This is a genomic window from Rhizobium sp. N621, assembly GCF_001664325.1.
Taxonomy (GTDB): Bacteria; Pseudomonadota; Alphaproteobacteria; order Rhizobiales; family Rhizobiaceae; genus Rhizobium; species Rhizobium esperanzae.
The window spans coordinates 294,553-308,996 of sequence record NZ_CP013495.1 but is presented as its reverse complement, the minus strand read 5'-3'; the positions used below and the strand labels follow the sequence as shown (position 1 = coordinate 308,996).

15 protein-coding genes are annotated in these 14,444 nt (G+C 61.3%); 6 read left to right on the top strand and 9 right to left on the bottom strand.

The features are described from left to right. Positions 1-104 precede the first annotated feature (104 nt). Positions 105-602, top strand: coding sequence for a YciE/YciF ferroxidase family protein (locus AMK00_RS01520; protein ID WP_064800346.1), 498 nt, complete (start codon positions 105-107; stop codon positions 600-602). A 28-nt stretch (positions 603-630) separates the two neighbouring features. On the opposite strand, the gene AMK00_RS01515 is transcribed toward AMK00_RS01520, so the two are convergent. Beyond that, positions 631-1,539, bottom strand: coding sequence for a LysR family transcriptional regulator (locus AMK00_RS01515; RefSeq protein ID WP_064809309.1), 909 nt, complete (start codon positions 1,537-1,539; stop codon positions 631-633). A 129-nt stretch (positions 1,540-1,668) separates the two neighbouring features. Here AMK00_RS01515 and AMK00_RS01510 point away from each other — a divergent pair, with 129 nt between their 5' ends. Then, a complete protein-coding gene (locus tag AMK00_RS01510; RefSeq protein ID WP_064809308.1) occupies positions 1,669-2,664 on the top strand; it encodes an aldo/keto reductase in 996 nt (331 codons plus the stop codon). A gap of 91 nt (positions 2,665-2,755) precedes the next feature. Beyond that, positions 2,756-3,115 (top strand): nuclear transport factor 2 family protein, encoded by a 360-nt coding sequence (locus AMK00_RS01505; RefSeq protein ID WP_011423650.1) that lies wholly within the window; start codon positions 2,756-2,758, stop codon positions 3,113-3,115. Positions 3,116-3,166: 51 nt separating this feature from the next. On the opposite strand, the gene pheT is transcribed toward AMK00_RS01505, so the two are convergent. From pheT to infC, 5 genes are all read right to left on the bottom strand, one after another. Further along, positions 3,167-5,590 (bottom strand): phenylalanine--tRNA ligase subunit beta, encoded by a 2,424-nt coding sequence (gene pheT, locus AMK00_RS01500; RefSeq protein ID WP_064809307.1) that lies wholly within the window; start codon positions 5,588-5,590, stop codon positions 3,167-3,169. 16 nt (positions 5,591-5,606) lie between these two features. Next, positions 5,607-6,689, bottom strand: coding sequence for a phenylalanine--tRNA ligase subunit alpha (gene pheS, locus AMK00_RS01495; RefSeq protein WP_064809306.1), 1,083 nt, complete (start codon positions 6,687-6,689; stop codon positions 5,607-5,609). Between the two features lie 151 nt (positions 6,690-6,840). Beyond that, positions 6,841-7,245, bottom strand: coding sequence for a 50S ribosomal protein L20 (gene rplT, locus AMK00_RS01490; protein ID WP_064809305.1), 405 nt, complete (start codon positions 7,243-7,245; stop codon positions 6,841-6,843). A gap of 39 nt (positions 7,246-7,284) precedes the next feature. Beyond that, positions 7,285-7,488 carry a 50S ribosomal protein L35 gene (gene rpmI, locus AMK00_RS01485; RefSeq protein WP_011423646.1) on the bottom strand — a complete coding sequence of 68 codons (204 nt, stop codon included), beginning with the start codon at positions 7,486-7,488 and terminating at the stop codon, positions 7,285-7,287. A gap of 366 nt (positions 7,489-7,854) precedes the next feature. Beyond that, positions 7,855-8,391: a translation initiation factor IF-3 gene (gene infC, locus AMK00_RS01480; RefSeq protein ID WP_082240342.1), complete on the bottom strand. Its 537-nt coding sequence runs from the start codon at positions 8,389-8,391 to the stop codon at positions 7,855-7,857. Between the two features lie 178 nt (positions 8,392-8,569). Between infC and AMK00_RS01475 the strand changes: the two genes are divergently transcribed. Together AMK00_RS01475 and AMK00_RS01470 are read left to right on the top strand one after the other, a co-directional pair. Next, positions 8,570-9,385, top strand: a complete 816-nt coding sequence (locus tag AMK00_RS01475) for an alpha/beta hydrolase (protein WP_064809304.1) — start codon at positions 8,570-8,572, stop codon at positions 9,383-9,385. 146 nt (positions 9,386-9,531) lie between these two features. Then, complete coding sequence (locus AMK00_RS01470) at positions 9,532-10,131, top strand: transglutaminase-like cysteine peptidase (protein ID WP_064809303.1); 600 nt, start codon at positions 9,532-9,534, stop codon at positions 10,129-10,131. Between the two features lie 150 nt (positions 10,132-10,281). Here AMK00_RS01470 and AMK00_RS01465 read toward each other — a convergent pair whose 3' ends face one another. Together AMK00_RS01465 and mbfA are read right to left on the bottom strand one after the other, a co-directional pair. Further along, positions 10,282-11,652: an IS1182 family transposase gene (locus tag AMK00_RS01465; protein ID WP_064809302.1), complete on the bottom strand. Its 1,371-nt coding sequence runs from the start codon at positions 11,650-11,652 to the stop codon at positions 10,282-10,284. Positions 11,653-11,844: 192 nt separating this feature from the next. Continuing rightward, positions 11,845-12,828 carry an iron exporter MbfA gene (mbfA, locus tag AMK00_RS01460; RefSeq protein WP_064800340.1) on the bottom strand — a complete coding sequence of 328 codons (984 nt, stop codon included), beginning with the start codon at positions 12,826-12,828 and terminating at the stop codon, positions 11,845-11,847. Between the two features lie 170 nt (positions 12,829-12,998). Here mbfA and AMK00_RS01455 point away from each other — a divergent pair, with 170 nt between their 5' ends. Beyond that, on the top strand, positions 12,999-13,466 hold the full coding sequence (locus AMK00_RS01455) for a group III truncated hemoglobin (protein ID WP_064811614.1): 468 nt from the start codon (positions 12,999-13,001) through the stop codon (positions 13,464-13,466). Positions 13,467-13,469: 3 nt separating this feature from the next. On the opposite strand, the gene AMK00_RS01450 is transcribed toward AMK00_RS01455, so the two are convergent. Continuing rightward, entirely contained in the window at positions 13,470-14,360 is an 891-nt protein-coding gene (locus AMK00_RS01450) for an EamA family transporter (RefSeq protein ID WP_064809301.1), read from the bottom strand. Between the last annotated feature and the right edge of the window lie 84 nt (positions 14,361-14,444).

Here is a 14,444-nt window from a genome sequence, read left to right as displayed (position 1 = left end):
CGGTTTTCCAGTCCACCCGAAATCGGTCGGGAACAAATTGCGCGATCTTCGCTTCTTAGTGTGTCGCCGCATTCGCGGCCTTTCCCAAAACAAGGATCGAGAAAATGGCCAAGGAAAAGACGTTGGAAGATCTCTTCTACGACACGCTCAAGGACATCTATTTTGCCGAGCGGCAGATATTGCGTGCCCTGCCGAAGATGGCGCGCGCCGCCCAGTCCTCCGAACTGAAGGCCGGTTTCCAGAAGCATCTCGAGGAAACCGAAGGCCAGGTCGAGCGCCTGCAGCAGGTTTTCGAAAAGATCGGCAAGCGCGCTCAGGGCAAGACCTGCGAGGCGATCCAGGGTATTATCGCCGAGGGCGAAGAGATCATGGAAGAATTCAAGGGCACACCGGCGCTGGATGCCGGGCTGATCTCCGCTGCCCAGGCGGTCGAGCACTATGAAATCGCCCGTTACGGCACGCTGAAGACCTGGGCCGCAACGCTCGGCCTGAAGGATGTCGTCGCCCTGCTCGACCAGACGCTGCAGGAGGAAACGGCCACCGACAAGATCCTTACCAAGCTCGCCATGACGGCGGCAAACCAGAAGGCAAAAGCCGCCTGACGAAAACGAGGGAAACGAGCGGCGGCCCTCACCGGCCGCCCGCATCCCTCTCCACATATCTGAAGAAATCGATGAAAGCGCGTAGCGCCGGCCGCATTTGCCGCCGGCTCGGATAATAGACAAACGGCCCGGGATAGGGCGCGCACCAATCCTCCAGCACCCGCACGAGCCTGCCGGCCGACAGCTCGGTGTGCACCCGCATGTCGAAGAGATAGGCAAGACCGGCGCCGTTCAGCGCGGCAAGAAGGGCCAGCCGGTCCTCGCTGACAACAAGCGGCCCGTCGACCGCGACGATTAGTTCCTGCCCGTCCTTTCCGAATTCCCAGCGATAGATGGAGCCGTTGGTGAAGCGTCGCTTGATGCAGCGATGATGGACGAGATCGCGCGGGTGCTGCGGCTTCGGATAGCGCTCGAAATATTCGGGCGAGGCCGCAATCACCGTCGTCAGATTGGGCGAGATTCTGACGGCGATCATATCGGCCTCCAGGCTCTCCTCCAGCCGGATGCCCGCGTCGAAACCCTCCTTGACGATATCGGTGAAGCCGTCCTCATTGGCGATCTCCAGCGTAATATCGGGATAGAGATTGAGAAAATCGCCAAGGCGCGGTGCGAGCAGGATATCGGAGGCGAAGCGCGGCGCAGTGACGCGCAGGTTTCCGGCCGGTTTGCCGCGCGTATCATTGACCGCCTCCAGCGCGATGCCGATCTCTTCGAGCGCCGGACGCAACCTTTCGAGAAGCAGCGAGCCTTCCTCCGTTGGCGCGACACTGCGGGTCGTGCGCGCCAGAAGCCTGACGCCGAGACTGTCCTCCAGGCTCGATATGGCATGGCTGACCGCCGACGGCGCGATGAGCAGTTCCTTGGCCGCGGCCCGGAAGCTGCGATGTTCCGAGACGGCAGCGAAAACGGCGAGTTGAGAGAGTTGCCTTCTGTTCATTGATCGAAATTATAGAACAGGCTGTTAGAAACTGCATGCATTTTTTGATTGATATGGTGCCGATATAGTCTGCCCGTACCGCAATGATCTCCCAGGCGGTTCGACGCCAGCTCAGAAAAGGAGCGCATCATGAAAACCAGAAAACTCGGAAACGATCTGTCGGTCTCTGCCGTCGGCCTCGGCTGCATGGGCATGAGCTTTGCCTATGGCGCCAGCGACGAAGCGGAATCGGTGAGAACACTGCACCGCGCCGTCGATCTCGGCGTCACTTTTTTCGACACGGCCGAGGTCTATGGCCCCTTCACCAATGAGGTTCTTCTCGGAAGAGCGCTGAAGCCCTTCCGCGACCGCGTGGTGATCGCCACCAAATTCGGATTCAAGATCGATACCAGCCAGGCCGGCGCTGCCGCCATCGCCGGCGTCGACAGCCGTCCTGAACATGTGCGTGCGGTTGCCGAAGCCTCACTCAAGCGTTTGGGCATCGAGACGATCGATCTGCTCTACCAGCACCGGGTCGACCCCAACGTGCCGATCGAGGAGACGGTCGGCGCCATGGCCAAGCTTGTGAAGGAAGGGAAAGTCCGCGCCCTCGGCCTCTCGGAAGCCGGCAGCGCCACCATCCGCCGCGCGCATGCGGTCCATCCAATCGCAGCGCTTCAGAGCGAATATTCACTGTGGACGCGTGATCCCGAAGAGGATGTGCTTGCCACCTGCCGGGAACTCGGCATCGGCTTCGTGCCCTACAGCCCGCTCGGCCGCGGTTTCCTGACAGGAGCGATCCGCAAGGCCGACGACCTTGCCACCGACGATTTCCGCCGGCAGGTGCCGCGTTTCCAGGCCGAGAATTTCGATGCCAATGCGGCGCTTGTCGCAACGCTCGAAAAACTTGCGGCTGCAAAAGGCGTGACGGCGGCGCAGCTGGCGCTGGCCTGGGTGCTGAACCAGGGCGACGACATTGTGCCAATCCCCGGCGCGCGCAAGCTTCACCACCTCGAACAAAACGTCGCCGCTGCCGATATTGCGCTCAGCACGGAGGAGATCGATCAGCTCGGCGAAGCGATCCCAGCGGCACAGGTCGCCGGCAAGCGCTATTCCGATGCCTCGCTTGCCATGACGAACATTTGAAAACGGACAAGCCCGGCCGGTCGCACAGGTCGGGCTTGCCTTCGCGGCCGGCGAAACTATCTAACGCCATCTCGGAGAACGGGATGGAAACATGTCGGACAGGCAGGCAGTCGAACAGACGGTTCATCTCTATGTGGAAGGTATGGCCTTCGCGAATGCGGCAGCCTTGAAGAAGGCCTTTCACCCGAAAAGCTCGATCATCGGCTATTACCAGAATGCCGTCGAATGGTTGACGCGGGACGAATTCATCGCCGCAATCCTGGCCGAGGAGCCGGCCCCTCCCGGCACGCAGCCTTTCATGGACATCCAGAACGTCGATGTCGAGGGCGACGCAGCAAGCGTGAAGGTCACCGACGATTTCGCCGGAATGCGCTTCACCGACTACCTTTCGCTGCTGAAGATCGAAGGCCGATGGGTGATCGTCAGCAAACTCTATCATCTGCACACATGAAAAGACCGGCCGCTTGCGCGACCGGTCCCATCTATCTTCGGCAGATGAGGCTCAGCTTCTGAGGACGCCGCCGGTGAATTTCGTGACGCTCGCCACGATCCTCTGCGTCAGCGCCTCGAAATCCTCGTCCGTCAGCGTACGATCGACCGGCTGGATTTGAACCTCGATCGCTACAGACTTCTTGCCCTCTCCGACCGATGCGGCCTCGAAGATGTCGAAGACGGTAACGCCGGTGATGAGCTTGCGGTCGGCGCCGGTCGCAGCCTTGACGATCGCGCCTGATTCCACCGTCTTGTCGACGACGAAGGCGAAGTCGCGCTTGACCGCCTGGAAGGGCGACAGATCGAGCGCCGGCTTGGTGCGGGTCGCCTTCTTCTTCGGCTCCGCCATGGCATCGAGATAGACTTCAAAGCCGCAGAGAGCGCCGGAGACGTCAAGGGCTTCCAGCGTCAACGGATGGAATTCGCCGAAATAGCCGAGCACGATCTTCGGCCCCATCTTGATCGTACCGGAGCGGCCGGGGTGATACCACTCGGGGCCGCCCTGCTCGATCTGGATATTGCCCATCGGCAGGCCGCAGGCTTCGATGACGGCGAGCGCATCGGCCTTGGCGTCGAAGACGTCGACCGGCTTGCCGCCGCCCTTGGCTGTATTGGACCACATGCGGCCGGCGCCGGCGAGCGAGGCCGTGCCGCGGCGGATGCCGCCGGCGACGCGGCGCTGGCCTTCCGGCCGGTCGTTTTCATAGGTGCCCGAGACCTCGAAGATGGCGACGTCGGCATAACCCTTGTCGGCATTGCGCTGAGCTGCGGTCAGCAGACCCGGCAGCAACGACGGGCGCATGTCGGACATTTCGGCAGCGATCGGATTGGCAAGCTTGAGGGCTGGCGAACCGCCGCCGAACAGCTTGGCATGTTCCTCCGGAATGAAGGACCAGGTGACAGCTTCCAGCATGCCGCGCGTGGCTAGCGCCCGCTTGGCCGCACGGGTGCGGATCTGCAGAGTCGTCAGAATCTTGCCGTTGACGGCGGAATGGCTTTCGAGCGGCGCCGGCTTGATATTGTCGACGCCATGGATACGCATGACCTCCTCGACAAGATCGGCCTTGCCGTCGACATCCGGGCGCCAGGACGGAACAGCAACGGAGACGCGCTCGCCGGAGCCGGAGACCGTGAAGCCGAGACGCGTCAGGATCGTGTTGCTTTCCTCATTCGAGACGTCGAGGCCGGTCAGGCGCTTGACCTCCGAATAGGGGAAATCGACGACCTTCGGTTCGTAGCCGTGATAGCCGACAATCTCTGCCCTGGCGGCGGTGCCGCCGCAGAGTTCCAGCACCAGTTCCGTCGTGCGTTCGAGACCGGGAACCATATATTCCGGATCCACGCCGCGTTCGAAGCGATAGCGGGCATCGGTAATGATGCCGAGACTGCGGCCGGATTTGGCGATGTTCATCGGATCCCACAGAGCGGATTCGACCAGGACGTCGACGGTGTCGTCGTCGCAACCGGAATGTTCGCCGCCCATGATGCCGCCGATCGATTCGATGCCTTGTTCATCTGCTATGACGACATTGTTCGGGCCGAGCTTGTATTCGCGCTGGTCGAGCGCCAGCACGGTCTCCCCTTCCCTCGCCCGGCGGACGGTGAGATTGCCCTTGATCTTGGCGGCGTCGAAGACGTGGATCGGCCGCCCCTGATCGAAGGTCATGTAATTGGTGATATCAACGAGCGCATTGATCGGACGCAGGCCAATGGCAGTGAGCCGCTGCTGCATCCAGCGCGGGCTCGCGCCGTTCCTGACGCCGCGCACGAGACGCAGGGCAAAGCCGGGGCAGAGGCTGGGATCATCGAGATCGAGCGTCAGCTTCACCGGCGTTTCGCCTTCGACGGCGTAGGACGGCGCGGGCCGCGTCTTCAGCGTGCCGAGACCGGAGGCGGCGAGATCACGGGCGATGCCGTGGATCGAGGTGCAGTCCGGCCGGTTCGGCGTCAGGTTGATCTCGATGACGGGATCGTCGAGATGGGCGTAGGCCGCATAGCTCTGGCCGACCGGTGCATCCGCGGGCAGATCGATGATGCCGTCATGATTGTCGGATATCTCAAGCTCCTTTTCGGAGCACATCATTCCGCGGCTTTCGACGCCGCGGATGTTGCCGACGGCCAGCGTCACCTCGATGCCGGGAACATAGGTTCCGGGAGCGGCGAAAGCACCGACGAGGCCGGCGCGCGCATTCGGGGCGCCACAGACGACCTGGACCGGCGCGCCGGATCCGGTATCGACCATCAGAACCTTCAGGCGATCGGCCTGGGGATGTTTTTCCGCCGAGACAACCCTCGCGATGACGAAGGGCTTGAACGCCGCCTTGTCGTCGACATCTTCGACTTCCAACCCGATCTCGGTGAGGCGGGCGCAGATTTCATCCAGCGTGGCATCCGTTTCGAGATGCTCTTTCAGCCAGGAGAGCGTGAATTTCATCGTCCCAAATCTCCGTTCAAGCGCTCAGACCGCCGAACAGCGTCGGCATGTCGAGCGGGCGGAAGCCGTAATGCGTCATCCAGCGGACGTCGGCATTGAAGAAGTCGCGCAGGTCGGGCATGCCGTATTTCAGCATGGCGATGCGATCGAGGCCCATGCCCCAGGCAAAACCCTGATATTCGTCCGGATCGAGCCCGCCATAGCGCAGCACGTTCGGGTGGACCATGCCGCAGCCGAGGATTTCCATCCAGTCGGTGCCTTCGCCGAATTTTACGATCGGGCCGGAGCGGTCGCACTGGATATCGACCTCGAAGGAGGGCTCGGTGAAGGGGAAGAAGGACGGGCGGAAGCGCATCGTCACGCTGTCGACCTCGAAGAAGGTCTTGCAGAATTCTTCCAGCACCCAGCGGATGTTGGCGACATTGGCCTTCTTGTCGATGACCAATCCCTCGACCTGATGGAACATCGGCGAATGCGTGGCGTCGCTATCCTGGCGGTAGGTCTTGCCGGGAATGATGATGCGGATCGGCGGCTGCTGCGCTTCCATGGTGCGCACCTGCACCGGCGAGGTATGGGTGCGCAGGACCTTGCGCTCACCATTCTCATCCGGATTGAAGAAGAAGGTGTCGTGCATCTCGCGGGCCGGATGGCCTTCGGGGAAATTCAGCGCGGTGAAATTGTAGTAGTCGGTCTCGATATCGGGACCTTCGGCGATCGAGAAGCCCATGTCGGCGAAGATCGCGGTGATCTCGTCGACGATCTGGCTGATCGGATGGATGCGGCCGCGCTCGGCAGGCGAGGATCGCACCGGCAGGCTGACATCGACCGTCTCGGCCTTCAGCCGCGCATTGACCGCCGCAACCTTCAGGACCGACTTGCGCTCGGCAATGGCGTCCGTCACCGCATTCTTCAGGGCGTTGATCGCAGCCCCCCGGGTCTGGCGTTCCTCCGGCGTCATGGCGCCGAGCGTCTTCAGGAGTTCGGAGACAGAGCCCTTCTTGCCAAGCGCGGACACGCGCACGGCTTCCAGGGCTGCCTCGTCATTGGCGGCGGCGATTTCCGCGAGCAGCGATGAGTTGAGCTGGTCGATATCTGACATTGTCACTTCTTTCCGTCCAGTATCAGGCGGGGATCGGGAGGCAGGCGGCGCCGACGGGCGCAAGGAATATAAAGAAAGAAAAACCCGCGCTAGCCCAAACCAGCGCGGGTTTCCCAAAATTCAAAAAAGCGTCAAGCTTGGGAAGCGCTGGTTACCGAACCGCGCCTTCAAACTCGTTAGCCGTGCCGGTTTCCTTGAGATATTCAAGGGCCTTCTTGGCGGCAGCCACCAGGGCGCCGAATGCTTCCGGCTCGTGGATCGCCATGTCGGAGAGAACCTTGCGGTCGACTTCGATGCCGGCCTTGTTCAGGCCGTCGATGAAGCGGCCATAGGTCAGGCCGAATTCGCGGACGGCAGCGTTGATGCGCTGGATCCAGAGCGCACGGAAGTTGCGCTTGTTGACCTTGCGGTCGCGGTAGGCGTACTGCTTCGAACGATCGACAGCAGCCTTGGCGGTCCGGATGGTGTTCTTGCGGCGGCCGTAAAAGCCCTTCGCGGCCTTCAGAACCTTCTTATGCTTGGCGTGGGCGGTGACGCCTCTTTTTACACGTGCCATATCATGATCTCCTTAATCTAACGCGTTACCGGAATAGTCTCAGAGACCGTTCGGCAGATAGTTCTTCACGACCTTGCGGCCATCGGGTTCTGCGAGAACCATCGTGCCGCGTGCATCGCGAATGAACTTGTTCGTGCGCTTGATCATGCCATGGCGCTTGCCAGCAGCAGCCGCCTTGACCTTGCCGGATGCGGTGATCTTGAACCGCTTCTTGGCAGCGGACTTCGTCTTCATCTTGGGCATTTTGCTACTCCTTCTGTCCTCCCTGCGCGCTTCATCAAAAAGCCCTCCTTGCGAAGTCCGGTTCTCCGGTCGTCGCAACAAGGTGCGGGAGCGTTTGTTGTTGATCTGCGGCGTCGGCGACGAACCGTTCCGCAAGCATTCGAAACTGCCACGGCATGCCCTGCCGGTCAGTTCGGACGCGCGCTTATAACCGCAGCCTCACGAAAGTGCAACGGGGCCGCGGAGGAATCTTCGGCTATGCATGTCGCCCGGAAGTGTGCGGCGGTTCCGGGATAACGACATGCATAAAACAAAGGCCGAAGATACGGTGGCCGAAAGCACGAAAGCCGCCCTTGCGGACGGCCTTGGGCAAAAAGTGTCTGGCGCTTACTTCGGCGCCAGCACCATCATCATCTGGCGGCCTTCGAGCTTGGGCTCGGCTTCCACCTTGGCGATCTCGGTCGTATCGGCCTTGACCTGCTGCAGAAGCTTCATGCCGAGTTCCTGGTGGGCCATCTCACGGCCGCGGAATTTCAGCGTCACCTTGACCTTGTCGCCCTCGTCGAAGAAGCGGCCCATCGCCTTCATCTTCACCTCATAATCATGGGTGTCGATGTTCGGGCGCATCTTGATTTCTTTGACTTCGACGATCTTCTGCTTCTTGCGCGCCTCGGCAGCCTTCTTCTGGTTGGCATATTTCAGCTTGCCCAGATCGAGGATCTTGCACACCGGCGGTTCGGCATTGGGGGAAATTTCGACAAGATCGAGGCCGGCTTCTTCCGCCATTCTCAAGGCCTGGTCGGTAGGCACGACGCCCATATTCTGTCCGTCAGCCGCGATCAGCTGAATTTTGGGAATGCGGATTTCACGATTCGAGCGCGGTCCGTCCTTCACGGGCGCATCGGTCTTAAAAGGTCTGCGAATGGTCGTATTCTCCTCGCGTTGTTTCGGAACGTTGCAGCGGCGCACGCTCAATCAGGGTGCACAAACCTATCTCGTTATCGCTGCAACGGAGTCAATATCATCCTTTAGCGGAAAAATCACCAGCTGTCAGCCTGCCAAGAATCTGTTTTATAGGCCGAAACAACAGGAGGTTTCGCCGATGTCCGATCAGATCAGCAATGCCCTACCGCAGTTCCTGACTGTCGGCGAAGGCGAGGCGGCACGGGAGATCGCCATGCTCCTGCGTCCGGCGCAGGCCGGCAATGCTGCCCCATCGCTCGTTTGGCTATCCGGCTACCGTTCCGACATGAGCGGCACCAAGGCGGCAGAGATCGATGGGCTGGCGGCCGAACTCGGTGTCGCCTGCATCCGCCTCGACTATTCCGGCCACGGGCTTTCCGGCGGCAGTTTTCGCGACGGCACGATCTCGCGCTGGCTGGAGGAAGCGCTTGCCGTCATCCGCCATGTTGCGCCCGAGCGCATCATTCTCGTCGGCTCGTCGATGGGAGGCTGGATTGCGCTCCGGCTGGCGCAGGAACTCGCAGGGCAAGGTGGTCCGAAGCTCGCCGGCATGGTGCTGATTGCCCCGGCGCCCGATTTCACCTCCGAACTGATCGAGCCGAACCTTAAGGCCAGGGAGCGCAAGTCGCTGGCGGAGCGCGGTTATTTCGAAGAGCGCTCGCAATACAGCCCGGAACCGAACATTTATACGCGGGCACTGATCGAGGACGGGCGCAGGAACCGGGTGCTCGACGGCATGATCGAGACGGGTTGCCCGGTGCATATCCTCCAGGGCATGAAGGATCCCGACGTGCCGCATGCGCACGCGATGAAGCTTCTGGAGCACCTTCCCGCCGACGACGTGGTGCTGACCTTCATCCGCGACGGCGACCACCGGCTTTCCCGCCCCGGCGATATCGCCCTTCTGCTCGGCGCCGTCAAAGGCATCATCCGCGCATCCGCAAACGGGCAATAATCTCCCGAAGCCGGCTGCGAATCCTGTTGCATTTTAACCATGTCGGCGAGTCGCAAGGCTCTCCCAAGAAGTAACGATTGACTCTTCTCGGCCCTCTCCATTAACAATTTGTTAATAATTAAGGGGCGATCGAGGAAAGAGCGGGCGTGCGATTCAAAGGTATCTTTGTGGCCATGATGGCCGTGTTTGCGATGGCGCCTGCCGCCATCCCAGCTCCAAGCAGAAATGCTTCCATGGTAACAGGCAATGCCACCTCGCAACCGATCGGCCATTACGATTTCTGTCAGATCCACAGCAGTGAATGCGGCGCCAACCGCAACGCGGGGCCGGTCGAAATGACGCCGGCGAAGTGGTCGCTGGTCCGTTCGGTCAACGCCATGGTCAACAGCACGATCAAGCCGATGACCGACAAGGAAATCTACGGCAAGGACGAGGTCTGGGCCTATCCGACGACTGCCGGCGACTGCGAGGATTTCGCCCTCTTGAAGCGCCGCATGCTGATCCAGCGCGGCTTTTCGGCCGCCGACCTGCTGATGACCGTCGTGCGCAAGCCCGACGGTGAAGGCCATGCCGTGCTGACGCTGCGCACCGCCGGGGGCGATTTCGTACTCGACAATCTCGCTGCCGACGTGAAGCCCTGGTTTGCGACGGCCTATACTTTCGTCAAGCGCCAGTCGAGCTACAATGCAGGCCGCTGGGTCACCATCGAGAACGGCCGCGACCTTCTGGTCGGCGCTCTTCGCTAAGAATTTCCGAGGGGATGCGGGGGAAAAGGCCGGCGAAAGCCGGCCTCAGGCTGCTGACAAACCCCGTCATTTTTTGGCGGGGTTTTGTTTTGTATTGATATTGGTGGCTTGAACGACTTGCGATGGCGGGCTTTCGGAGGCGTCATCGCCTCATGCGGGCGTTGGTTTTGGTGCCGTTGTGAGGGCCATTGCGATCTTCTTGATGTTCTGCGCTGCGGCTGCCAGCAGGCACTGGCATGCGACGCGGATTTGACTTCGGAAGCGGGCATAGCGATGTCCGTGAAGCTGTTTGGCATCCGCGAAGGAGCGTTCGACCGTCTCCTTTCGCCGCTTGTAGATTGCTTTGCCCCAAGGCTTCAGTCGGTTGGCATCGGTCCGCTCGCGGGCTTCGGCCCAGACGTGTCGGGTGATGGTGCGGGTCGAGGCGGCGTTCGAGGTGCAGGATGCAAGCAAGGGGCAGTCGCAGCAGATCACCGGGTCGGAGCGATAGTGGCGATAGCCGTTGCGGTCGGTGGTGGCGTAGGCGAGCAGTTGGCCTTGCGGGCAGCGGTAGCCGTCTTCTTGCCCATCGTAGACGAACTTCGACTTGCGCATCATGCCAGGCTTGGGCGGCGTCGGATTGCGATAGCCGGTGACGCCGAGGATGTCGCGTTGTTCGAGCCCTCTGGCAATGCCGGATGTGGCATAGCCCGCATCGAGCCCGACCGCTTTGACATCGAAGGAGAAGCGTTGGCGCTGACGGTCCAGCCGATCGAGATAGACGATGCTGTCATGCACATTGGCTGGGGTGACATGGGTGTCGGTGATGATGGCGTGCCGGCCGTCCACCGTGCGGTGGTCGAGATAGAAGAAGCCTTTCGGCTTGCCGTCGCGCACCATGTAGCCGCTGTCGGGATCGGTGCGCGACACCTTGGTTTCCCTGACCTCAGGCGCGCGCGCCTTTTCCTTCAACGGCTTCTGGCCGCGCACCAGGCGTTCCGCATCGATCGCCCGGTCGAGATCGGCCCAATAGTCGGACCGCGACTTTTCGATCATCGCAAGATCATATTTGCCCTTGTTGGCATTCGCCTTCAGGTGGGTCGAATCCGTATAGAGCACCGTGCCATCGACCAGCCCATGGCCGATCGCCTGCTCGACGATATGGTCGAAGATGTCCTGCGCCACATCCGTATCGTTGAAGCGCCGGCGCCGGTTCTGCGACAAGGTCGAGGCGTCGAACACCCCATCCGTCAGTTTCATCCGCAAGAACCAGCGATAGGCGACATTGACCTCGATCTCGCGCACCAACTGCCGCTCGGAGCGGATGCCGAACAGGTAGCCGATGAACAACGCCTTGAACATCAAGGTTGGATCGAGCGGTGGTCGGCCGTTGTCGGCGCAATACAATCCCGCAACGCGGTCGTGGATGAAGGAGAAGTCAATCACCGCCTCGATCTTGCGAAGCAGGTGATCCTTTGGCACCAGACTATCGAGCGTCACCATCTCGAGAGCTGTCTGTTCAGGGCTGGGTTTCTTCAACATGTCCCAGTGAATCACAAACCCCCAGCTCTCGCCAGGGGTTTGTCAGCAGTCTGAGGCCGGCGAAAGCCGGCCTTTTTGTTTGAGTGATTTCTCTGGCATGCCGCACCGTCTCCCGGCCTTCGCATGACTCCGGGCGTTCGCTGCTGTAATCGATTCGCCGGATCGATTGCTTGGGCTCCGCCTGACCGCAGCTCACCCATTCCCAATCAAAATACCGGCGGCGAGCACGAGGCCGCCGCCGAGCACCACCTGGAAGGCGGCGCGCAGGAACGGCGTTTCCATGTAGCGGTTCTGGATGAAGGCGATTGCCCAGAGTTCGAAGAAGACGATGATGGCGGCGGTGATCGTCGCCGTCCAGAAATGCGGGATCAGATAGGGCAGCGCGTGGCCGAGGCCGCCGAGCGCCGTCATGATGCCGCAGGCAAGGCCACGTTTGACCGGCGAGCCCCGGCCCGAGATCTTGCCGTCGTCATGGGCGGCTTCGGTGAAGCCCATCGAGATGCCGGCGCCGACGGAGGCGGAAAGGCCGACCAGGAAGGTCTGCCATGTATCCTGGGTGGCGAAGGCGGCGGCAAAGATCGGCGCCAGCGTCGAGACCGAGCCGTCCATCAAGCCGGCCAGACCCGGCTGCACATAGGTCAGCACGAATTGCCTGTGCGCCGTCTCGTCCTCGTCGCGCCTGATATCCTCGGGCGTATGTTTGTCGCCAAGCATGCGGGCGATGTCTTCGTGCCCTTGTTCGGCGAGTGCAAGGTCGCCGAGCAGTTCACGCGTCGAGGCGTCGGTGGTGCGCTTTGCCGCTTCGACATAAAAACGATAGGCCTGCTCCTCCATTGCCTCGGTTTCCTGCCGCATCGCGTCGAGTGACAGGTTGGCTCTCAGCCAGTCCGGCTTGCGCTCGTAAAAACCTTGCACATGCTCGCGCCGGATCAGCGGAATACGCTCGCCGAAACGCTGGCGATGGATTTCGAACAGCGATTTGCGGTGCGTGTCCTCGACCTCGGCCATATCTTCAAAGACCTTGGCCGAAGCCGGAAATTCAGGGCGCAGCCTATCGGCATAGGCGAGATAGATGCGGGCGTCGTCTTCCTCGGAGGCAATCGCAAGGGCGAGAATCTCCTGCTCGGAGAGCGAGTCAAAGGATCGTTTCGGCGACCTGAAAAAACGCGCCAGCATAAACTTCTCCAACAATTTAGAATAATTCTAAACCTAAGCAAGGAAGCGATGGTGGTCAAGTGGGGGGGCGGACCGGCTGACAGATTGCCGCAATCCGCACGAGCGGCTTTGGTTCGCTGAGGTAAAGACCTATATGGAGGCTGCCGCATCATGCGGCGCCGGGGTTTATGATGAACAATGACATTCAGGGCCGCCCTGCCCATGTCGCGGCGATCCGCGAAAAGGCGGAGGCCGAGATGCGGGCGATGGGGGTCGACGAGGCCTTTATCGGCAGACTGGTCGAAACGTTTTACGGGCGCGTGCTGGAGCATCCCGATCTCGGGCCGGTGTTCGATGCGCGGCTTTCCGGCCGCTGGCCGGAGCATATGGAGAAGATGAAGAGCTTCTGGTCGGCCGTCGCCTTCCGCACCGGCGCCTATGGCGGCAAGCCGGTGCAGGCGCATACGGGCGTTCAGAACGTAACGCCCGATCTTTTTCCGAAGTGGCTGTCGCTGTTTGCCGCAACGCTCGATGATGTCGCCCCCTCGCCGGAAGCCAAGGCCTGGTTCATGGCAACCGCCGAGCGGATCGCCAAAAGCCTGACGCTGTCGCTGTTCTACAATCCCGCTCTCAACGATCCCGCGAAAAAGGTGGGCTGATCACTATCTTGCGGCAAAGGTCGCCCCGGCGCTTGCGGCGACCACCAAGGCAGTTCCGGCCATCTGCAGCAGCGTCATCGGCTGGGCCAGAATGACGAAACCTGCGAGTGCCGCGATGGCCGGCTCGAGGCTCATGAGAATGCCGAAGGAGGCTGTCGGCATGCGCCGCAGGGCAACCAGTTCCAGCGTGTAGGGCAGCAGCGGCACAAGAATGGCAAGGCCGGCCATTTCAACCAGACCGTAAGCATCGAGCTGCGGCACGGCGCCGGCAAAGCCGAAGGGTGTCGCGACAAGGGCGGCGACCATTAGCGATATGGACAGCCCCTCCAGCCCCTTGAAGCTCGCGCCGATCTTTTTTGTTAGGACGATATAGATCGCCCATCCGGTTCCCGCGCCGAGCGCAAAGAGAATGCCCCCGATATCGCCGACCCAGCCGTCACCGTCATGGGCGAGGGCCAGAACGCCAAGTGCCGCAATGAGCGGCCAGATGAGGCGCCGGCTGAGGCCATAGCCAATGGTCGCAACGGACAGCGGACCGAGAAAATCGATCGCCACGGCAAGACCGAGCGGAATGCGCTCGATCGCCGCGAAGAAGCTCATGGTCATCAGCGCTGTCGTCGCGCCGAGAACCAGTGCGCTCGTCCATTGCGCCCTGTTGTAGCTGACGATGCGCGGCCGCACGACAAGGGCAAGAATGATGGCCGCAAAAGCCAGGCGCAGCCAGCTCGCGCCGGCCGGTCCATAGGTTGAGATGGCTGAGGATGAGAGTGCGGCGCCGAACTGGATCGACGACATGGACAGGAGGCACATCAGGCCACCGGTCGCTACTCCGCCAAATGCTGTTGACGCCTCTGCGGTCAGCGTGCCCGCGCCGGCATTTGCTCTTTCTTCCATGCTCGTCCCCGATTGTGCGCTCTTCTTACGAAGACGGCTTGCGAGCGACAAATTCAAACTTCTGATCCGGCCAGCAAAAGGCCT